Origin of the sequence: Paenibacillus herberti (genome assembly GCF_002233675.1) — a bacterium.
Taxonomy (GTDB): Bacteria; Bacillota; Bacilli; order Paenibacillales; family Paenibacillaceae; genus Paenibacillus_O; species Paenibacillus_O herberti.
Genome location: NZ_NMUQ01000002.1, coordinates 905,404 through 924,754, shown reverse-complemented (window position 1 = coordinate 924,754; position 19,351 = coordinate 905,404). Strand labels below are relative to the sequence as shown.

General features: G+C 50.2%; 24 protein-coding genes, 1 rRNA gene and 1 riboswitch. Of the genes, 2 read left to right on the top strand and 23 right to left on the bottom strand.

Annotation, left to right across the window (positions count from 1 at the left end):
* Positions 1–5 precede the first annotated feature (5 nt).
* The 12 genes from spoVG to CGZ75_RS16490 all read right to left on the bottom strand — a co-directional run bounded on the left by spoVG (position 6) and on the right by CGZ75_RS16490 (position 10,054).
* The gene (gene spoVG, locus CGZ75_RS16545; RefSeq protein WP_020620824.1) at positions 6–293 is read right to left on the bottom strand and encodes a septation regulator SpoVG; all 288 of its coding nucleotides are present in this window, start codon (positions 291–293) and stop codon (positions 6–8) included.
* Between the two features lie 126 nt (positions 294–419).
* Positions 420–812: a RidA family protein gene (locus CGZ75_RS16540; protein ID WP_089525362.1), complete on the bottom strand. Its 393-nt coding sequence runs from the start codon at positions 810–812 to the stop codon at positions 420–422.
* A gap of 17 nt (positions 813–829) precedes the next feature.
* Positions 830–1,657, bottom strand: coding sequence for a pur operon repressor (purR, locus tag CGZ75_RS16535; RefSeq protein WP_089525361.1), 828 nt, complete (start codon positions 1,655–1,657; stop codon positions 830–832).
* An 82-nt stretch (positions 1,658–1,739) separates the two neighbouring features.
* A complete protein-coding gene (ispE, locus tag CGZ75_RS16530; RefSeq protein ID WP_089525360.1) occupies positions 1,740–2,594 on the bottom strand; it encodes a 4-(cytidine 5'-diphospho)-2-C-methyl-D-erythritol kinase in 855 nt (284 codons plus the stop codon).
* A 113-nt stretch (positions 2,595–2,707) separates the two neighbouring features.
* Entirely contained in the window at positions 2,708–2,890 is a 183-nt protein-coding gene (locus CGZ75_RS16525) for a small, acid-soluble spore protein, alpha/beta type (RefSeq protein WP_089525359.1), read from the bottom strand.
* A 208-nt stretch (positions 2,891–3,098) separates the two neighbouring features.
* Positions 3,099–3,371: a biofilm formation stimulator Veg gene (gene veg, locus CGZ75_RS16520; RefSeq protein WP_028598266.1), complete on the bottom strand. Its 273-nt coding sequence runs from the start codon at positions 3,369–3,371 to the stop codon at positions 3,099–3,101.
* 144 nt (positions 3,372–3,515) lie between these two features.
* On the bottom strand, positions 3,516–4,400 hold the full coding sequence (yabG, locus tag CGZ75_RS16515; protein ID WP_089525926.1) for a sporulation peptidase YabG: 885 nt from the start codon (positions 4,398–4,400) through the stop codon (positions 3,516–3,518).
* Positions 4,401–4,589: 189 nt separating this feature from the next.
* Entirely contained in the window at positions 4,590–5,465 is an 876-nt protein-coding gene (rsmA, locus tag CGZ75_RS16510; RefSeq protein ID WP_089525358.1) for a 16S rRNA (adenine(1518)-N(6)/adenine(1519)-N(6))-dimethyltransferase RsmA, read from the bottom strand.
* Positions 5,462–6,010: a ribonuclease M5 gene (gene rnmV / locus CGZ75_RS16505; protein ID WP_089525357.1), complete on the bottom strand. Its 549-nt coding sequence runs from the start codon at positions 6,008–6,010 to the stop codon at positions 5,462–5,464. The genes rsmA and rnmV overlap by 4 nt, the downstream gene beginning before the upstream one ends.
* Positions 6,011–6,164: 154 nt before the next feature.
* Positions 6,165–7,319 (bottom strand): resuscitation-promoting factor, encoded by a 1,155-nt coding sequence (locus CGZ75_RS16500; RefSeq protein WP_089525356.1) that lies wholly within the window; start codon positions 7,317–7,319, stop codon positions 6,165–6,167.
* 236 nt (positions 7,320–7,555) lie between these two features.
* Positions 7,556–7,777, bottom strand: a riboswitch (cyclic di-AMP (ydaO/yuaA leader).
* Between the two features lie 180 nt (positions 7,778–7,957).
* A complete protein-coding gene (locus tag CGZ75_RS16495; RefSeq protein WP_089525355.1) occupies positions 7,958–8,731 on the bottom strand; it encodes a TatD family hydrolase in 774 nt (257 codons plus the stop codon).
* Between the two features lie 18 nt (positions 8,732–8,749).
* The gene (locus tag CGZ75_RS16490; protein WP_089525354.1) at positions 8,750–10,054 is read right to left on the bottom strand and encodes an HD domain-containing protein; all 1,305 of its coding nucleotides are present in this window, start codon (positions 10,052–10,054) and stop codon (positions 8,750–8,752) included.
* A 268-nt stretch (positions 10,055–10,322) separates the two neighbouring features.
* Here CGZ75_RS16490 and CGZ75_RS16485 point away from each other — a divergent pair, with 268 nt between their 5' ends.
* The gene (locus tag CGZ75_RS16485; protein WP_089525353.1) at positions 10,323–10,577 is read left to right on the top strand and encodes an AbrB/MazE/SpoVT family DNA-binding domain-containing protein; all 255 of its coding nucleotides are present in this window, start codon (positions 10,323–10,325) and stop codon (positions 10,575–10,577) included.
* Positions 10,578–10,747: 170 nt separating this feature from the next.
* Here the strand turns inward: CGZ75_RS16485 and rsmI are convergent, their stop codons facing one another.
* The 10 genes from rsmI to CGZ75_RS16435 form a co-directional block, all read right to left on the bottom strand.
* Complete coding sequence (gene rsmI, locus CGZ75_RS16480) at positions 10,748–11,617, bottom strand: 16S rRNA (cytidine(1402)-2'-O)-methyltransferase (RefSeq protein ID WP_089525352.1); 870 nt, start codon at positions 11,615–11,617, stop codon at positions 10,748–10,750.
* Complete coding sequence (locus CGZ75_RS16475) at positions 11,583–12,371, bottom strand: tRNA1(Val) (adenine(37)-N6)-methyltransferase (RefSeq protein WP_425436501.1); 789 nt, start codon at positions 12,369–12,371, stop codon at positions 11,583–11,585. The genes rsmI and CGZ75_RS16475 overlap by 35 nt, the downstream gene beginning before the upstream one ends.
* Positions 12,372–12,466: 95 nt before the next feature.
* Entirely contained in the window at positions 12,467–12,865 is a 399-nt protein-coding gene (locus tag CGZ75_RS16470; protein ID WP_089525350.1) for an initiation-control protein YabA, read from the bottom strand.
* A 57-nt stretch (positions 12,866–12,922) separates the two neighbouring features.
* Positions 12,923–13,726 carry a PSP1 domain-containing protein gene (locus CGZ75_RS16465; protein WP_089525349.1) on the bottom strand — a complete coding sequence of 268 codons (804 nt, stop codon included), beginning with the start codon at positions 13,724–13,726 and terminating at the stop codon, positions 12,923–12,925.
* 4 nt (positions 13,727–13,730) lie between these two features.
* On the bottom strand, positions 13,731–14,711 hold the full coding sequence (gene holB, locus CGZ75_RS16460) for a DNA polymerase III subunit delta' (protein WP_089525348.1): 981 nt from the start codon (positions 14,709–14,711) through the stop codon (positions 13,731–13,733).
* An 11-nt stretch (positions 14,712–14,722) separates the two neighbouring features.
* Positions 14,723–15,166, bottom strand: coding sequence for a YaaR family protein (locus tag CGZ75_RS16455; protein WP_089525347.1), 444 nt, complete (start codon positions 15,164–15,166; stop codon positions 14,723–14,725).
* A gap of 16 nt (positions 15,167–15,182) precedes the next feature.
* Complete coding sequence (locus tag CGZ75_RS16450) at positions 15,183–15,512, bottom strand: cyclic-di-AMP receptor (protein ID WP_089525346.1); 330 nt, start codon at positions 15,510–15,512, stop codon at positions 15,183–15,185.
* A 29-nt stretch (positions 15,513–15,541) separates the two neighbouring features.
* Entirely contained in the window at positions 15,542–16,192 is a 651-nt protein-coding gene (tmk, locus tag CGZ75_RS16445) for a dTMP kinase (protein ID WP_089525925.1), read from the bottom strand.
* A gap of 113 nt (positions 16,193–16,305) precedes the next feature.
* Complete coding sequence (locus CGZ75_RS16440) at positions 16,306–17,877, bottom strand: aminotransferase class I/II-fold pyridoxal phosphate-dependent enzyme (protein WP_089525345.1); 1,572 nt, start codon at positions 17,875–17,877, stop codon at positions 16,306–16,308.
* A 94-nt stretch (positions 17,878–17,971) separates the two neighbouring features.
* Positions 17,972–18,163: a sigma factor G inhibitor Gin gene (locus CGZ75_RS16435; protein ID WP_089525344.1), complete on the bottom strand. Its 192-nt coding sequence runs from the start codon at positions 18,161–18,163 to the stop codon at positions 17,972–17,974.
* Between the two features lie 206 nt (positions 18,164–18,369).
* On the opposite strand from CGZ75_RS16435, the gene CGZ75_RS16430 reads away from it, so the two are divergent.
* Positions 18,370–18,912 (top strand): hypothetical protein, encoded by a 543-nt coding sequence (locus CGZ75_RS16430; protein ID WP_089525343.1) that lies wholly within the window; start codon positions 18,370–18,372, stop codon positions 18,910–18,912.
* A gap of 169 nt (positions 18,913–19,081) precedes the next feature.
* Here CGZ75_RS16430 and rrf read toward each other — a convergent pair.
* Positions 19,082–19,198, bottom strand: a 5S ribosomal RNA gene (gene rrf / locus CGZ75_RS16425).
* Between the last annotated feature and the right edge of the window lie 153 nt (positions 19,199–19,351).

Here is a 19,351-nt window from a genome sequence, read left to right as displayed (position 1 = left end):
TTGAATCAGGCGCCTTCTTCGATTGCAACTTCCTCTTCCGTTGCCGCGCGCTCGTATTCGGCGAGCACAGCTGCTTGAATTTTCTCCCGGGTGGTGGAAGAGATCGGGTGGGCAATATCCCGGAATTCCCCATCAGGCGTACGCTTGCTTGGCATAGCGACAAACATCCCATTGTTCCCGTCAATGACGCGAATATCATGAACGACAAATTCATTATCAATGGTGATGGAAGCTATTGCTTTCATACGCCCCTCGGAATTAACGCGGCGGAGTCTGACATCAGTAATCTGCACTTGTGTTCACCACCTTTGCCTCTCGAAGACTTGGTGTTTAATTCCACATTTTCGTACAGATTCCTTCTTAAATTCGCCACTTGACTGGCATTTTATAAAATAAATTTTGGAAAATAAGATTATTCCTTACGGTTCGACAGTAGTCGATGCAATAACCTCAATTTCGACAAGCACATCCTTTGGAAGCCTTGCCACTTCAACAGCTGAACGAGCCGGTTTATGGTCTCCGAAGAAGGAAGCGTACACCTCATTAACCGCGACGAACTGGTTCATATCCTTCAGGAATACCGTCGCCTTGACGACCTGGGACAACGAAGAACCTCCTGCTGCCAACACAGCCTCAAGATTACGGAATACTTGAGCCGTTTGCTCCTGGATATCACCTTCAACAAGCGTGCCATCAGGCAGCAGTGGAATCTGACCCGAGGTAAACAACAGATCTCCTAGCTTCACTGCGTGGGAATAAGGACCGATCGCGGCTGGTGCTCCGCTGGCTGTAATCGTTTCAAGCTTAGACATGGCATGTAGCCTCCTCATCAGGATTGAAAATAGTTGCCCGGGACGATCGTAGTCTGCTTCGTCTTAAGATCAACCGCGGTCAGCTTAGCCAGCGACACATAGTCCTCCAGCAAGCGATCCTCGGTGCCGATCTCACCGGACTCAACGAACACACCTACACCTGCGACAGTTGCATTGAATTCATGCAGCAGGTCCATCATGCCTTGCACCGTACCGCCCGCCTTCATGAAGTCGTCAATGATGAGCACGCGGGATTGTTCCTTGAGCGCACGGCGGGCCAGCGACATCGTCTGAATGCGCTTGTTAGACCCGGACACGTAATTGATGCTTACGGCCGAACCCTCCGTCACCTTGTTGTCGCGACGCACAATGACAACCGGCAGGTTGAGGCAAGCTGCTGCCGCATAGGCAAGCGGGATTCCTTTGGTCTCCACCGTCATAATGACATCGATCTGTCGATCAGCGAAAGCGGTCGCAAAAATCCGGCCAACATCGCCCAGCAGACTCGGCATGCCAAGCATGTCCGTCATATACAAGTAACCACCTGGAAGTACCCGCTCCGGCTGCTCCAGCTCCCGACATACCTTTAGAATGATCTCTAGGGCTTTATCGTTAGGTAGTCTCGGGATGAACCTGACTCCACCGGCTGCTCCTGCGAGCGTCTGGAGCTGGCCGATGCCTTCCTCCTCGAATACTTCCTTGATAATCGCCAGATCCTCGCTGATGGAGGATTTGGCTGATTGATATCGATCCGCGAATGCGGTCAAAGAAATTAACGTATGGGGACGATTAAGTAAATATTGGGTCATCTCGACCAATCGAGCACTGCGTTTGAGCTTTTTCACCCTGAATCCCCCTGGCTAAATCCGAATATTGTATAGACAATATATCATCTTTATACGGATTTAATCAAGTTTGGTGACCTTGTCATGTAAGCATTCTTACCACATACACTTCTTTGCAAAAACCGCGCAGCCCATTGTATATCCGAGCCAGCTTGGCTTCCTTGGAGACAAGGCCGAATACAGTCGGTCCACTGCCGGACATGAGCACTCCATCCGCACCAAGCTTCAGCATGCTCTCTTTGAGCATACTAACCTCCGGGTAGAGTTGCAGCGTCACATCCTCCAGCACATTGCCAAGCTCATCGCATACTCCATTGAACGAGCCGCTGCGGATCGCGCTCATCATCCCATCCAGCGAAGGATGCTGCTTGACGGCATCAACGCGGAATCGGCCATACACATCAGCCGTGGACACATTGATTGGCGGTTTAGCCAGTACGACCCAACAGGAAGGCGGGTTTTCGATTGGTTCCAGCTTCTCGCCGCGTCCAGTAGCGAGCGCTGTACCGCCAGTTACGCAGAAAGGCACATCTGATCCAAGCTCGGCTCCGAGTAGGCATAACTCCTCCTCTGGAATGCCGAGCTTCCATAACCGATTCAATCCGCGAAGCGCCGCAGCGGCGTCGCTGCTGCCACCGGCCAAACCGGCAGCAACCGGAATCTTTTTGTCGAGATGGATATAAACGCCCTTTTTGACGTCGTAACGCTCCTTGATCAGGCGTGCTGCCTGGAAGGCAAGGTTTTTCTCATCAAGCGGTATGTAGCCGGCTTGGCTGGAAATAATGATGGCATCACGCTGCAGCTCTTCCATCTCCAGGCGATCGGATAGATCGACCATCGTCATGATCATCTCGACCTCATGGAAACCGTCTTCGCGCTTACGCAGTACATCCAGCAGCAAATTGATTTTGGCCGGTGCTTTCTCGTAGATTTTCATCGATCCCTATTCACCCGTTCGTAGATAAACTGCATCCATTATAGCATCGGTCCGGGAGAAAAGCGAAAAGCAGCCCTGTGCGCATCAACTGCGCACAGGGCTGCTTTTATTGTCTAACGTTGCTGGCGTGAGGCCGTCTCTTCAGCTATCTGGATCGCCCGTTTTACCATATTCCCGGCGTCCTTCGCTTTGATGCCGCCCCAGCCCTCTTGCTGGACAGTATCGTAGAAGCCCAAATCCTTGGCCAGCTCAACCTTCAACTGCTCCGACATCATGCTGCGTCTTCTGCGACTCATTGGGATCGCCTCCTCTACTCTTCATTACCGGTACAGAAGCCGCTCGGGCAACCGTACCCCTGTAGTATGAGGGTCATGAGCTTTAGATATTCGAACCATGAGCCGTGCGGAGCCATATCTGCCCCTTATTTTCCATATACATAAAAAAAAGCACGCTGGCCAGCGGCCGCGCGCGCAAAGGTTCCCCGTTGTAACCAGTCATAATGTCTCAGTGAAGCGGATTGATGCGGACTTGGCCTTCGTCATTGCAGACGGTGACCTCCACTGAATCCGTCAGGATATCCGCATAGCTGTAGGAGACACGCTTGAAAGCATGCTGGTCCTGGTCAAGTTTAACGATGAAAACAGATGGGTAGGTTTCTTCCAAAACACCAGAACGTTCAACCGTCTTGCGGCGGCCTCCGTTAGCCCGCAGCATAATTTTGGCTCCAATATGAGCTTCCATGCTGCGCTTGATCTCAGACAAAGCATTTCTAGCCATTGGTAACTACCACCTCTTTCCTTGTCCATTATAGCCCAAGTAAAGAGGTAATGTCAAATAAACAAAAAATTATATCACTGCACTAAGTTTAGTGTCAATGAATATTTTTCGACTTTCCTTGCAAGGTGAATAATGTTTATTTTGCTACGCATAATAGGGGTTTGGATTTACCTTTTTAATCTCAATCGGCTTAGGAAGTCCTACCCGGTAACGTCCCATCGTCTCGATGCCTCCGACGCCATCTATGCCGGAAATCGTGCCATGGATAATGTCGGGTAGATTGACACATTCCCGGATCGACGTGTAGCTCGCCTTAATCGCCACGTAGACGGGATCCAACGCATGAATGAGAATTCTCCCTGGAGAGCTGGCAAAGTTCGCTCCAGCCTGCAGCAGCGCCTCGTAATACGACTGGCAAGCGCCAGCGACAACGACGAGATTATCGCGGTTCTTATCGTACTCCCGGACTATATGCACCGCATTTACGAAGTTCTGGGAGTTCTTATAGCTGGAGATACTATAGAGCTCGCTCCGCTCACGCGTTTTGAGCAGGCCGTCATGGCCGGTAATGACGACGATATCCGGCTTTACCTGAGGAAGCAGATGATACAGCAGATCCGCCATCTGTGTTTCCGTGACATGAAGTCCTTGAGCAGGAACCTTCATCTGATTGTAGAGCTGCATGCTTTTGCGCATATAGTTGGCATCTCCGTCGAGATGCAGCACTTTACCCGGCAGATCGAAATAAGAATGAGTTTCCTCAGGACGATATTCCAACTCGTTTAAAAAGGAATGATCCATCAGCTCTGCACTCATCCGCTGATTGGATGCTTTCACCTTGCTACGCAAGGATTGGGTCACACTAAGCTCCTCTGGATTGCTGACCTTAGTCAGGTCTTCAACCGGCGCATCGGCCAGCAGACGATAATCCGCACCTTTTAGAATGGCCGTTTGACCAAGAACCGCTTCCACGCGGAATAAAACATCTCCGCCATACGAACGTCGAACGACAAAGTCCCCTGTTACCACTGTGCCCATCACCTCTAGCTCTAGCCTATGGGCAAGCGGCAGGAATGGTGACAACAGCTTTATCGTATAGCCGCCCAGCTTCAGGTATCCAGCAAATGAAAAAGCCTTTCATGAATCACCCGAGGGATGATCTCATGAAAAGCTTTAAAATGACCTCCTGAACGGGACGGAAGCCAGCAATTAATTGGATTAAGCTTTGAGGCCCTCGGCCTCCAGAGCAGCGGTCAGCTTGGCGTATTCCTGGAGTGACAGCGTCTCGCCGCGCCGCACCGGATCGATGCCGTTTGCCTGGAGCAAGTTAGTCAGCTCCTCGCGACGGTTTTTGCCGAGCCAGGACGACAGATTGTTATGGATCGTTTTGCGCCTCTGCGCGAAGCATGCTTGTACCGTGCGGAAAAAGAAGTCCTCATCCGCTACCTCTACCGCAGGCTTATCTCTCATGGCCAGCTTGATAACTGCCGAATCAACATTCGGCTGTGGGATGAAAACGGTATGCGGCACGATGCAGACTAGCTCTGGCACCGTATAATATTGCACAGCTACGCTGAGGCTGCCGTAAGCCTTCGTTCCCGGCTTCGCCGCCATCCGCTCCGCTACTTCCTTCTGGATCATCACAACGATATTTTCCAGCGGCAGACGCTGTTCCAGCAACTTCATAAGGATTGGAGTCGTCACATAATAAGGCAGGTTCGCAACTACGCTAACTGAGCTAACGTCTTGGAACTTGTCCTGGAATAGCGCCTGCAGATCCAACTCCAACACATCGCCATGGACGATGGACACATGCTCCTGGGATCCCAGCACTTCCTGCAGAATCGGTATAAGCCGCTGGTCAATCTCAACAGCAGCAACCGTTTTCGCTTCTCTGGCGAGCTGCTCGGTCAGCGCCCCGATGCCGGGACCGATCTCGAGCGCACCTTTCGTTTTATCCAGACCCGCCGCGGCGACGATCTTGTTTAGGATATTGGAATCGATCAGGAAGTTCTGTCCCAGACTCTTCTTGAAGGAGAAGCCATACTTTTCAATGATATCCTTCGTTCTTCTCGGTGTCGCTACATCCATCATGAGCCGATCTCCTCCTTCATCTGTGCCAGTGCCTGGTGAAACTCCTCGCGGGTAATCTGAAAGCTGGTGCAGCGCTTCATGAACTGCTTGCCGTTGCAATAGCCGATGCCGAGCCCATTGCCCATGATCAGCCTACGACGCGCTGCGTCAGGATGCACGAGCAGCCCAGCCTCCATCAGGTCGCCGTGCGTAATCTCGGCTTGTCCCTCCATGCCTTCTGTACGAACAGAAGCCAGCGCCCGGCGAACAGCCTCAGGAGAGGCGTTCTCTACGCCTACATCGCCGCGATAGAGTGCATCCTCCTGAGGGAGAAAGGCATGTTTGCAGCCTGGCACGCGCTGCGAGACGATTTTACGAATTCGTTCACCTGCGTGGTCGGGATCAGTAAAAATAATGACGCCACGCCGCTCCATCGCGAGCTCGATGCGGCGCAGCACCTCTTCACCGATGGCAGAGCCGTTTGTCTCGATCGTATCCGCCTCTACCGCACGTTTGATGGCGGCCGTATCGTCCTTGCCTTCCACCACGATAATTTCCTTGATCACCAGTTTGTCTCCTTTGATTCCAGTCCCTGCAGAGCGGGTATGAATAAGTAAGCCATATCGCTAGCTTGCGCTCGAACATGGGGGGCTAACCTCGAATATCCCTAAAAACGCCCAAAACGGGCCGCTGGAAACAGCGGGCCCGCTCGCAAAAGGATCAGCTAAGCTTCGGCTTCGTCGGTCCTAAAACGTAGACCGTGTAACCGCGCTTTTTACCGAATTTTTTTACGTAGGATTCACTTTCATAAAACACATCGATTTTCTTACCATTGATCGCACCACCAGTGTCTTCAGCACGACGGAATCCGATTCCTTCTATATACACCCACCATCCCATAGGGATGACATCAGGGTCAACTGCAATTGTGCGCCCCTCGGATACTGTTGCTCCGGAAGCCGTAATTCCATAACCGGCATCACCTTTAGATTTGCCCGTAGATGCAAATCCGGCCGTATACGCGGTCAGAGTTACGTTGGTCAATATTTTTTTCGCTTTGAAATTCATGCCTGATTTTGTAGTTGCTGAAGTTGGCGATGAGGTTCCCGCACTTAAAGTAGTCGCTTTAGGCTTTGGTTTTTCCTTAGTTCCTACAGCTATCACTTTGTCGACAGCGGGTTTTTCCATAGATTTGGCGAGCAGCGTGGTCAATACCAGTTTGCCATCCTGGTACACCTTTTCGAAGGTTTTAACGAGCTGACCATCCTGGCCAGCCTTCACCATTTTGAGCTTACCCTTTTCCAAGGTAGCATCCTGTTTACGGACAATGGTGAAAGGAATATTGTGCTTCGTGGTCATCTGATGTTTGTCGATCCTCATGATGCGGATCGTCATATCGGCTTTAAGCTTGCTGTTGGAAGCCGGAAATACTTTGTCTTGCTCACGCACTGCAATATTGGATTCTCCAATTGCTGCTTTCACGGTCTTTTCGGTCGTGTATACCTTCTTGGTTTTTCCATCAGCTAGAATCGTAACCGGTACCGCTTGTTCAATCACAATACGGTCACCTTCCTGCAGTGCCGAGCTAAGCGGTACGGACAATTGATCATTCGGTCCGACAGCTATCGCTTGCTCATCCAGCAGTTGCTCAAGGGAGGAGTGATTCGTGCTTACGATTTTCTCCTGTCCATTCAGCACTAGGGAGACATTCTTCTCTGACGTCCCGTTCAGCAACACCAAAAACATGAAAGTCATAGCGATTGAGATTGTTGCACTAAGTAAAATCAAACGCAGGTTGTCATGCTTCCATCGCCATTGGAAAGACTTGCTGGATGATCGTTGTACATGGGTTTCCTTTAAAGGGATAGCGCCCACTTCTTCGGTCCTCCTTCATAGCCCCGCCGCCTCGTGTTACGCATGATAATTCAAGACGCGACTATTTAGATTTTGTACGTGCTGAGCAGCACGCCGCTGACAACCTCGCTTCACCTCCACGGTTAACCCTATGTCGACGTTTATCGCAATATTCAAACAAAAAGAAGCCGTCGACAGAGGATCTGTTTCGTGGCTTCCCGGGTTGATCACGAATAATGGAAGTAAAACACGAGGTTGATCTCTCTTATTTACGCTGACGAGGTTAGCTGACGGGTTCGGACAAGAGAGCTGCCCTATCGGCCTGCGGACCCTGCTCGTGGTCCCGGCGAATTCACCCCTGGAAAAGTACAGCTTGCCCTGACAAGTGACACCCGAAAACGGATATGTATAGCTTGCCAATATGGACTGTATTGGTTCCCCCGCTCTCCCCAAATGAGGAGATTAAGCGAATGATGAAAAACTGCATCACTCAAAGCTCTGTGTTGAATCATACCGTTTCCGTCAAGCGATTGTAAAGACGCGATAAAATGCTCTATTAGCCAAAATGAAGGTTATTTCAACGGTTTCCCGCTTTTTAGCCAAGGAAAGGTCAATTTATCTAGCCCACAGGCCCTTTTTTCACCCTTTATCGCTTATTTTCAAGAAATGTGGAAACATTTTCTTGCATTCGCCGAGGTAATGGAAACGATTTCATCGACAGTTCTACCTTTTATTTCCGCTGCTGTCTCGGCAACAAGGGTCACAAATGAGGACTCATTCCGCTTCCCACGATGGGGGTGTGGAGCCAAATATGGAGAGTCCGTTTCGAGCAACAGACGGTCGAGCGGAACCTGCGCAAGCACCTCTTTTGGTACCCTGGCATTTTTAAACGTTACAGGTCCACCAAACGAGATATAAAAATTCATATCCAGGCATTTTTTAGCTGTTTCCCAGCTTCCCGAGTAACAGTGCATGACGCCTCCAACCTCTGCCGCATTCTCCTCACGCAAAATACGAACTACATCTTCGTGCGCATCGCGATTATGAATGACAATCGGCTTGCGAGTGCGCTTCGCAATCGCAATCTGTTCGCGGAACACCCGTTGCTGAACATCCTTCGGTGAGGTATCCCAATAATAATCCAGGCCGATTTCGCCCAAAGCAATGACCTTCGGATGAGTCATCAACGACTCGATCCAATCGAGATCACCTTCCTTGAGGTCCACGCTATCTGTCGGATGCCAGCCGATGATGCCATAGATGAAAGGATACTTTTCGACAAGCTCCATCGTTGTCGGAATCGTCTCCCGATTAAAGCCGACATTAAAAAGCAGCTCCACGCCAGCTTCCCTGGCGCGCGCAATAACCTCATCGCGGTCATTGTCGAATTTAGTTGAGTCCAAATGTGTATGTGTGTCGATTAATCCAGTCATCGTTCGACTCCTTTCTCGTTACGCGTCCAGTCCAAGTCTGGTCAGAACGCCGGGTTTTAGGCGATGTGAAATCAGCTTAGCCGCTTCCTCATCATAGTAAAGACGGTACTGCCCTCGATGCATACCCGTAATCGATTGCACCACATCGGAGCGCCGCGAAATTTCCGTCAATCCGCCATGTGGCTCAAGCAGCAGAATCGGAGGTTTACCTCGTCCACCCTCGCTCTGCCCCTCCACAGGGGAACGGTACACATGATAGGGAAGATCGTACGGAAAATCAATTTCCAACTCGTAATTTGGATTCATTCCTGCAGCAACCAACTCCTCTAAACAGAGCTGTGCTTCTGATTCATGCTCCCGATCAAAGGTTATATACTTGTACAATTTGCGATGAAGAAATCTAGAGCATAACCCTGCCAGCAACTTGTCCTCCTCCTCGGTCCACGCAGCAAAAGCCGTTTGCACAAGTGCTTCATCTAACTTCAAATAAGTAGGGACATCAAGCTCTTGTCGGAACAACCGCATGATTGGCTCGGGAATCCAGCGGAAGGAGTAGCCGGAGTGGCAAAGCTCTTGGGCTCGGAGAAGAATTTTGCGCAAAATAATCTCGGAACTGCGAGTAACAGGGTGAAAATAAACTTGCCAGTACATTTGGTATCGGCTCATCAAATAATCCTCTACCGCATGCATGCCACTTTCCTTCACCACAATTCGCCCTTGATGAGGTCTCAATACCCGTAGAACTCGATCCAGATCGAAGGTTCCGTAGTTAGCTCCAGTGAAATATGCATCCCTGAGCAAATAGTCCATCCGGTCCGCATCCATCTGGCTGGAAACCAAATTGACAACGATCGGCTGCTCATAAGTCTTGCGGATAATCGAGGCAACTTTAGTTGGAAAATCAGGCTCTACAGCGCTGAGTAAGCGATTCACTTCTGTATTACCTTCTATTATATGGCAGCTCCACTCCTCATGGTCGAACTCCATGACTTCCTCAATGGAATGGGAGAAGGGACCATGTCCCAGATCATGCAGCAACGCCGCACAAAGGCAGACCAACTTTTCCTCTCGCGGCCAGTCCCGATACTCGCTTCTTTCGAATTGCGATATGATGCGGCGAGTTATTTCGTAAACGCCCAAGGAATGGCTAAATCGGCTGTGCTCAGCACCATGAAAAGTTAAATAAGTCGTACCGAGTTGCCGAATTCTTCTCAGCCGCTGAAACTCTGGCGTATTGATTAAATCCCAGATTAATTGATCCTGAACATAGATGTATTTGTGGACAGGATCTTTGAAAACTTTTTCCTCTTCTAGTCTCGTCATTTACTCCCACCCGGCTTTCTGTTCATATTTTCGACAAAATCATAGGTTGTTTGTCGAATGTTGTCGCATTTTCATTTCCAAATGAATTCAGCTTGTAGTAAGATTATCTAAGATTCCATTCCCTTACATGGCTTGTAATGCTCCATTCTTATGCAATTCGCGCAAGAAAAGACAGGTTGACTGTTTTGGGAATCGTTGGTATTATTGAAATCATAAAAAGTAGTATTATGTCGAACAATGACGATATATGAAAGGGGTTAATTTGCTAATGATGAAATCTACCGGTATTGTCCGTAAAGTGGACGAGCTTGGACGTGTCGTTATTCCGATTGAACTTCGCCGTACGCTGGGTATTGGTGAGAAGGACGCGCTTGAAATTTATGTTGATGGGGAGCGCATCATGCTCAAGAAATATGAGCCTGCTTGTATCTTCTGCGGCAACGCTGAAAACGTTTCGTACTTCAAAGGAAAAATTGTCTGCAATGCTTGTCTTTCTGAAATGCCTACCCCTGTGACAAAATAGAAAAAATCAGTTATAATTGTTTTTAGCAACTTAACCCAAGGTATTTCTAACCTTTTTATACTCCTTACTTGCCTTCCTGAGCTCTTTGTAGCCCAGGAAGGTCTTTTTTTACTCCTCTACGTGAAATCCATCCATTGAGCAGCCCATGTAGCTACAGCTGACTCTATGAATTATTTGCGCATAACCTCATTATATACGTCTCTCTTAGAGAGCCCCCGGTCAGCAGCAGCCTGCTTGACCGCTTCCTTACGGTCGCTACCTTGCTGTTCATAATGCTCCACATGTTGCTCCAAGTCGAGCTGCTCCCACCAGATAGAGCCAGGAAGAGCCTCCTCCGGCTCACCCGCCGCAATAACGAGACAATACTCTCCTAGTGGTGGATGCTCCTCCAAATGAGTGATACACTCCGAGATTGTGCCGCGCACAGCCTCCTCATGACGCTTTGTCAGCTCACGAATCATAGCCGCATCCCGATCACCGAGAACCTGCAGCAGGATAGGCAGCGTTTTGCTGATCCGATGGGGCGACTCATATAGCAAAAGCGTTCCCGGGAGCAACTTCAGCTCCTGTAGCCACTTATCCAAATGTTTCTTATCCCGTGGAGGGAAGCCAGCAAAAGTGAATCGCTCTGTCGGAAGACCGGACATAATAAGCGCAGACAACGCTGCATTGGCTCCCGGCACAGGCACGACAGGAATTCCTCGCTGTGCCGCTTCACGCACGAGATCCGCTCCCGGATCGGAGATAGCCGGCATTCCAGCATCGCTGACGAGCGCAATACTGCTGCCCTCATCCATCAACCGCAACAACTCGGGGCCGCTCGCCGCCTTGTTATGCTCATGATAGCTGACCAATCGATTCTCGATCTCGAATCGGCTCAACAGCTTGCGAGTCTGACGGGTATCCTCCGCTGCGATAAGCGAGACCTCCTTGAGAATTCGAATCGCGCGCATCGTCATATCCTCGAGATTCCCGATCGGCGTTGCTACGAGATACAGCGTGCCTTTATCCGTCTGCGCGAAGCTCTTCTGCAGTTGCATCCATCTTCCCCCTTTCTTGTCCAAAATAAATCTCCATAATTTCCTCGCTGTACTGCTGCTGATCCCTGTAAACGATAAGCGGTGGCAACAGCCTCACCGAAGGCTTGGCATCGCGCATCGCCTCGATCAGCACCATATTCGCTTCCGCGCCAGCATGAGGATGCACAAAACGAATCCGTTTCGGCTCCAGCTTCCAACGGGTCATAGCCGCGATAATCTCAACAAGCCTTGCTGGGCGATGTACCATCGTAGCTTTCCCGCCCGTCCGCAAAAGCCTGGCACACTGCTCCACAATTTCTTCCAGCGTACCGTTCATCTCATGCCTTGCTGCCGCATAATGCTCGTTTTCGTTGCGATCCCCACTGGATGGCGGCAAATACGGTGGATTAACCGTCACAGCGTCATACTTCCCGTATCCAAGCAGCTTGGCTTGTTCCCTAAGATCACCCTCGACCACTTGGATGCGATTTTGCAGTCCGTTCAGCTCCACGCTTCTGCGCGCCATGTCGGCAAGTCGCGGCTGAATTTCAACCGCATCGATAGAGGCCGAAGTCCGGGTCGACAATAACAAAGGGACAACTCCGTTGCCGGTACATAAATCAATAATCCTCCCGCGTTTAGGGATGCCTGCGAATCGTGCCAACAGCACCGCATCCATCGAAAAGCTGAATACCTCCCGGCTTTGGATGATACGCAGATTATGGGATAGCAGATCATCCAGCCTTTCGCTGGGCAGTAAATCAAACTCCATCATTAACTCCTTCCTGCGGACATGAACAATAGTCATGTGGGATAAGCTGAAACGCCCCATTACGACAAAGAGGACCCGCAAGCGGGTCCTTGTAAGAACTATTTGTTCAAAAACGAGAGACAGAACAAGCAATCCCCTTCTGTTCTCAAATGACCGTAATTTACATTGCAAATATGAAAACCTTCATAATATAAACGGGCCAAATTATCATGCCCTTCTCCAACGGCTGAAACATCAGCTTCTCTTGATGGATCCTCAGGCAGGGAGTTCGACGCGGAAGCAACACTTCCGGCCTTTGCCGGCTGCCGGGCCGGATCAAGATGAGGGTTGGTTTCTCTTTTGAGCACCTTTCGGAGCTGCCGATTCTCTATAGAAAGCTGTTTGTTCGCCTCAAGCAATTGCTTGACGCTAAGTTTCAGCTCTCTCAGCTCTTTGTGAAATCCCCCAAGCTTTGTTTCAAGCTCATCCAAATGCAGGAAAAGATCTTTATTGTCCAAGAACTCACACCCCAGAGCTTTGTTGCATGACGTCCAAGCCCGGCTTAAGAGCCGGCCTTACTTGATTACAACTTCATCAATCGGCAGTTCCTTCGGCCGTCCACTCACATCATAGAGCTGGACATATACCGTCTTGGACGATGCATTGATACCTGTGACGCGGCCTTCCCCGAGCGAGGTGACAACCGTCTTGCCGACAGAAGGCATCTCTTCCCGCACGCTCTCATAGTTATCATGCTCAAATTTCAGGCAACACATAAGTCTGCCGCATAATCCAGAGATTTTCGTAGGGTTGAGGGAAAGACTCTGATCCTTCGCCATCTTGATCGACACAGGTTCAAAATCACCCAGCCAGGAGGAGCAGCAGAGAACCCGCCCGCAAGGGCCGATACCTCCCAGCATCTTGGCTTCATCCCGTACGCCGATTTGTCTCAGCTCAATCCGGGTACGGAACACGCTGGCCAGATCCTTGACCAGTTCACGGAAATCAATACGACCTTCTGCCGTAAAATAAAAAATAATTTTGTTGCGGTCAAACGTAAACTCTACATCCACCAGCTTCATTTTGAGTCCATGTGCCCGAATCTTGTCCAAGCAGGTTGTAAAAGCTCCCTGGGCAGCGGCACGGTTCTCATCAACTACCTTGGCGTCCTGGTCGCTGGCGATGCGGATGACTTTCTTGAGAGGGAGAACTACGTCCGATTCTTCTACCTGTTTCTGTCCGACTACGACTTTGCCGTATTCCACACCCCTAGCCGTTTCCACAATAACGTAATGGTCCGTGCCTACGGGATGCTCGACGGGATCAAAGTAATAGATCTTGCCCGCTTTTTTGAAGCGGACACCGACGACATTATACAAGGATTTAGCCCTCCTGTAGACGTACCATTAATTGCTCTAATGCCAGCTGGGGAGCGACATTCGCCTTGATCATCCCCGCTGCCTGCAGCGTAAGCTCCATGCACGACACCCAGTAAGATACCGGCTTCGTGAAGGCATGGGCACTAATCCATTCCAACTGATCTATAAAAACCATCTTATCCGACCGTCCGGCCTGATAATGAATCATATCTCTAAACCACAATACCAATAAGGACAAAAGCAGCTGCGAATCGGCGCCCAGGTCTGTCTTCGACAGACGCTGCTGGATGGTCACCAAAGCCGCAGTAAATCGAGACAAGCTCTCCTTACCTAATTGTATCACTACATTTCGGATTTCTGCAAACCCAATCTGTTCAATAATAGCGCGGCTTCCGTCTAATCCCGAGGCCAAATGCACCGCCGCTCGAGCCAACACCGGAGGATGCTCCTCGGCAATTAGCTGCTCTAGCATTTGTTCGGCGGAATAAGGAAGAAATGGAACCGGTTGTGACCTCGAGGCGATTGTCGGCAGTACTGCACCTGTATGCGTCGCAAGCAAAATCGCCACCGTCGGCGAAACTGGCTCCTCGAGGAATTTTAGCAGGCTATTGCCCGCCTGCAGCGTCATCGAATCTGCCTTCTCGATGACATATACCTTTCGGCTGCTGCTATCGGATGTCCGATAGGACATCTCTCGCTGCAGCTCTTGAATCTGGCCGAGCTTGACGGACTGCCCGTCCGGCGCGATGCGATGCAAGTCAGGCTGATTGCCGTGTTCGAACTTGCGGCATTCCAGACACTCCCCGCAGGCATCATCGCCGCCGCATAGGCAAAAAAGCGCCTGCGCGAATGCAAGCGCCGCCTGAAGCTTGCCGGTTCCGCTTGGCCCGGCAAACAGGTAAGCATGGGATACCCTGCCGCTGCGAAGCGCATGCTGCAGAATTTGTTTGGCCTTTTCTTGGCCGGGAATAGCTGCAAGTTTCATCGGTGTTCCTTTCAGAATAGCAAATTAATCAGCATGCCGCGGATGTCACCGACGCTCTGCAGCAACTGCATCCTGCCCTGCTCGCTCTGCAGCAGCTCCTCGGCCATGGCCAGCAGGCTCTCATCAACCTCATCGAGCAGTTTGTGCCGCTTGATCCGCCCTCTGCGATCCATGCTGCGCACATCCTTAATGCCGACGCCGCGGCGGACCGTCAGCTCCAGGAACTGCTTGACCATCGCCTTGTAAGCCTTAAGCTCGCGCACCGTCATGGAACGGGCTAGCCGTTCTCCCTGCGCTTGGATGTCTTGCAGCTTCTGTGCTAGCTCTTCTCTGGTGCGATTGCCGTTCTGCTGGAGCATAGCATCGGCGAAAGACTTAGCTTGCACCGGGCGGCCGGCAGTATTGTCGCGTAATCGGTCCTGGCCAACTGGCCGGTACCCGGGATCAATTTTCATCGGTTATCGGCTCCTATTAGAAGTGTTCGAAACGTTCAACTGGAAGCACGAATACAGCTGCGCCGCCTACTTGAACCTCTACCGGGAATGGGATGTAGGAGTCTGTCGTTCCGCCCATTGGCGACACCGGCGTCACCAGTTGGTCACGCACCTTGCAGTTGGAGCGGATGCAATGCAACACTTCATGAACCCGCTCATCCTCAATCCCGATCATGAATGTGGTGTTGCCCGCCTTAAGAAAGCCCCCCGTGCTGGCAAGCTTAGTAGCTCGAAACCCTTCACGAACCAGTGCATTCGAGAGCCGATTGCTGTCTTTGTCTTGAACAACGGCGATGACTAGCTTCATCCTCACCCCTCCTATTCTATAAGTAAAAATTAGACATTTTCCGCCTTAATTCCTGCTTGTAGGCTTAAGATGATCCGACTTGCTTCCTTGAAAATATCCTCCGGTGTTCCGCTTGCATCCAGTTTAACGATCCGTTTTGGCTCTTGCTCCTGTAGCAGCAAATAACCTTCCCGAACTTTGCGGTGAAACGATTCTGCTTCCAAATCAAGCCGATTCACCTCACGCTGACTGGCTGCCGCGATGCGGGCTAACCCAAGCTCGGGAGGCAGATCCAGATAAAGCGTCACATCCGGCATCCATTGTTCAATCGCATAACGATTGATTTCCCGCACTGTTTCCATGCCTAGCCCTCTGGCGTAGCCTTGGTAAGCCAAACTGCTGTCTATAAAGCGGTCGCATATGACCCAGTGGCCGGCTTCCAGCGCAGGCACAACCTTCTCGACGAGATGCTGCCTGCGCGCCGCCGCATATAACAACGCCTCAGTACGTCCATCCATGCTCGTATGCGAACGATCAAGGATGACCTCGCGAATTTTCTCTGCGATGGGAATCCCACCTGGCTCACGAGTAATCAGCACGGGCAACCCTTTTGCTTGAAGTTCAGCTTCCAGCAGCTTTATGAGGGTCGTTTTTCCGGCTCCCTCGCCGCCTTCTATCGTAATAAACAATCCTTTGCTCACATTCATACTCCCTGCGTGATGGTTTCTCCTATCATACCATGACAATGGGCTTGAACCTAGAATGAAACCTGTGATGCATTACAATCTGACCCTAAGCCAGGTCATGCAAAGTATTACACACTTTCAATACACATTACCCTTACAAGCCCTTTTTCAGACAGCTTCATTCCCTGGAAACGCACACCACTTGCCTGAAGCCGACTCATCAGCTCTACCGTTTCCTTCCGGATCGTTTCCCCCTCCATTAAAATCGGGATTCCCGGTGGATACGGCACGATCGTCTCGCCACTTTTCCTTCCAACGGCTTGTAAAAGGGGTATCTGCTCTAGCCTATGCGGCTCCAGAGGAAATCGCTCCAACACGATCGGCTCTGCCAGCTCGCGTGTTATTGGCTTTATAACCGAGCTGCCTCCCTCAATTGCCGGAATTCCATGAGCTTCATCAGCCATTTTTATCCTAACACTTGGCGAGCTTGCAGATCCGTTATCTTCTTTCTCCATATCGATCAGCGCTTCCAGCAGCCGCTCTGTCTCCTCGCTTGAACTCTGCGCACCAACGAGAAGTACGACATAGCGGTCATCCGCCATTTCCGCCCAGCATCCTCTACGCTCCAGCTGCTTCTGCAGCTCGATCCCCGTTTCACTTCCCTCTTGGTCATAAAAAACAATCCTCAACGGATCCGTACGGATGTCCTCGTTATGCAGCAAATCCTCGGCCAATCCATACCGGCTACTCCGCTCTCTTAACCAACCCCTTATGGCATCAGCTGCATGCAGGCCAGGCTCAAACCATTTTGCACCATACTGTGAAAGCATTCCTCTAGCCATATCCAATGAAGCCATCAAGGGATACGAAGGAGAAGAGCTTTGTAACGCCGCAAGCATTTGCTTGACCCTATCGCGGTTCAATCTGTCCCCTTGCATATGCAGCATTGCTGCCATCGTCATTGCTGGAAGTGTTTTATGAGTAGATTGGACAACCGCATCGGCCCCTGCCTGAAGAGCGCTGGATGGGAACCGCGGATGCAGTCCGTAATGAGCTCCGTGAGCCTCATCAATAAGCAGCAGCCGATCCCACTGATGGACCAATTCGGCATAAGGATGTAAATTGCGCGACCAGCCATAATAGCTGGGATTACTAAGGAATACCGCTTTAGCATGCGGCCAACGGTTAAGAGCTTTTTCCACGGTTCCTATCATCGGTAGATCTGGAAGCCCACTTGTGGAATCATGCTCTGTGTCCAGAAACACAACGGATGCTCCAGCTAACTTAAGCCCGTTCAGTACCGATTTATGTACATTTCGCTGTACGAGAATCACATCCCCCCGCTCAAAGCAGCCCAATACAAGCGATAGATTGCCAGCCGTACTTCCCCCAACCAGAAAAGACGTTTCCTCAGCGCCAAAAAAATTTGCCGCCAACTGCTGAGCTTCCGCAATGGCACCACCAGCATCATGCAGATCATCGGTATCACTTAGCTCCGTCACATCGATTGGGAAAATGGCCTCAAACAGAGACCAGGAGTCTGACTGGCTTATGGACAGTTGCTCCTCGGCAGACATCTCACCAACATTGCTCAGCGGAATTTTGCCTTTATGTCCTGGAACGTGAAAGGAAAGCGGGTCCTTCTCTGCATGCCTTTGCAGCATCTCCACAATGGGCATCGTAATTATTTTCATCTTCATCTATATCCTCACATTCTCTCATTGGCTATTGCTATTCTTAATTGTAAAGAGACATAGCCACAAAAAAAAGCTTTCACCGGCTAGCGGTGAAAACTTAGGCGTTTTTATGGATCCAGATCTGCTTCATCTGGTGAACGTAGAAGGGATATTTTTCATCCAACACATCAGTTTGAACCATTTCATTCTCGCAGCTGCCACAAATAAATTCAGTTACAATTCGAAGTCCCTGATCATGGGGCTTTAGTTCGCCGCACACGATGCATTTGCATAATGTTTCATCATGCATCAGTCATCCGCCTTTCTTTCAAGTAAAATGATATTATCATCATGTCCTCAATTCTAGCAATTTATACCTTATCTTCAGTATAATAAGCAAGAGTCGGTTTTGCTTGCTGGACTGATACATCTTATGCTCCAGTTCCCGACTGGTGATTATCCCCCTAAATGGTGGGTTTTCCGCCTCATTCCATTGTGGTTACCAAGGAGATGCCCATGTTCCAGCCTCTTTCTGAACAAAAGGAAGCTACGATCTATCAATACCGTCTTGTCCGCAAGATTCCTTTTACGGCTGGCTTTATTCGCTATTATTATAGCTCAGGAGTGCTGCTTGCTATTTCCTTGCTCATAGCAGATCCTTTGCCAGCAGTGATCAGCCTAGTAACAGGTGTATTTCTAATTCCGTTTCTGCATGCAGTTGTCATTCGCATGGCGCTGCTGCGCCGCCGTTCACTAGAGTCTATCTCAAGTCGCTGGCAGTGGAGAAGGGACTTGCCTTTTCCTGGTTACATGCCTGTCCTACCCATAGAGCTCTCCGTATTCCAAAGATTACAGCTGCATACACTTTGGATTGGAATCTGCTCCATTGCAGCTCTATACCCTTGGACTGAAATCACATTTTTAATTGGATACTTAATAATTCACCTATGGCTTCAGGCTCCACTTGTTTATGCTCTTATCCGCTTGCACAACGAAAAAAGAGACGGTGTTCTAAAGCTACCATTTGAAGAACCATTCTTTTCTTATTATCATCGCTAATCTGCCTTACCCCAGTCTTCATTACCCTTCTTTCAAGGGAATTTAACGGCCTTTATTTGTATAAAGTGAATGTAAGACTGGGTTCCAATTAGAAAAGTAATCCAATTTAGAACAGCATTACAACAAAAAACCGCCACATCCGAAGATGTGGCGGTACGGTTTGCATTGTGCTTGGCGACGTCCTACTCTCCCAGGACCCTGCGGTCCAAGTACCATCGGCGCTGGAAGGCTTAACGGTCGTGTTCGGGATGGGTACGCGTGGTTCCCTTCCGCCATCGCCACCAAACGTGCTGCATTACTCAAGGCGTAGGCTTGCGCCCTGAAAACTGGATCGAACGATACGCCGTGCTGACCGGCTGTTGCTTCACTGATTTGGATAAGCCCTCGACCGATTAGTATTCGTCAGCTGCACGCATTGCTGCGCTTCCACCTCGAACCT

What these genes read in the sequence shown, in the direction of transcription:
- CGZ75_RS16440 (WP_089525345.1), bottom strand. Translation starts at nt 17,877, where the DNA reads ATGAAGATGAAAATAATTACGATGCCCATTGTGGAGATGCTGCAAAGG.
- CGZ75_RS16525 (WP_089525359.1), bottom strand. Translation starts at nt 2,890, where the DNA reads ATGAGTCGCAGAAGACGCAGCATGATGTCGGAGCAGTTGAAGGTTGAG.
- CGZ75_RS16455 (WP_089525347.1), bottom strand. Translation starts at nt 15,166, where the DNA reads ATGAAAATTGATCCCGGGTACCGGCCAGTTGGCCAGGACCGATTACGC.
- rsmI (WP_089525352.1), bottom strand. Translation starts at nt 11,617, where the DNA reads ATGCAACTGCAGAAGAGCTTCGCGCAGACGGATAAAGGCACGCTGTAT.
- CGZ75_RS16485 (WP_089525353.1), top strand. Translation starts at nt 10,323, where the DNA reads ATGATGAAATCTACCGGTATTGTCCGTAAAGTGGACGAGCTTGGACGT.
- CGZ75_RS16540 (WP_089525362.1), bottom strand. Translation starts at nt 812, where the DNA reads ATGTCTAAGCTTGAAACGATTACAGCCAGCGGAGCACCAGCCGCGATC.
- CGZ75_RS16495 (WP_089525355.1), bottom strand. Translation starts at nt 8,731, where the DNA reads ATGACTGGATTAATCGACACACATACACATTTGGACTCAACTAAATTC.
- veg (WP_028598266.1), bottom strand. Translation starts at nt 3,371, where the DNA reads ATGGCTAGAAATGCTTTGTCTGAGATCAAGCGCAGCATGGAAGCTCAT.
- CGZ75_RS16435 (WP_089525344.1), bottom strand. Translation starts at nt 18,163, where the DNA reads ATGCATGATGAAACATTATGCAAATGCATCGTGTGCGGCGAACTAAAG.
- CGZ75_RS16430 (WP_089525343.1), top strand. Translation starts at nt 18,370, where the DNA reads ATGTTCCAGCCTCTTTCTGAACAAAAGGAAGCTACGATCTATCAATAC.
- ispE (WP_089525360.1), bottom strand. Translation starts at nt 2,594, where the DNA reads ATGAAAATCTACGAGAAAGCACCGGCCAAAATCAATTTGCTGCTGGAT.
- CGZ75_RS16450 (WP_089525346.1), bottom strand. Translation starts at nt 15,512, where the DNA reads ATGAAGCTAGTCATCGCCGTTGTTCAAGACAAAGACAGCAATCGGCTC.
- CGZ75_RS16490 (WP_089525354.1), bottom strand. Translation starts at nt 10,054, where the DNA reads ATGACGAGACTAGAAGAGGAAAAAGTTTTCAAAGATCCTGTCCACAAA.
- holB (WP_089525348.1), bottom strand. Translation starts at nt 14,711, where the DNA reads ATGAAACTTGCAGCTATTCCCGGCCAAGAAAAGGCCAAACAAATTCTG.
- CGZ75_RS16475 (WP_425436501.1), bottom strand. Translation starts at nt 12,371, where the DNA reads ATGATGGAGTTTGATTTACTGCCCAGCGAAAGGCTGGATGATCTGCTA.
- rsmA (WP_089525358.1), bottom strand. Translation starts at nt 5,465, where the DNA reads ATGATGGATGTAGCGACACCGAGAAGAACGAAGGATATCATTGAAAAG.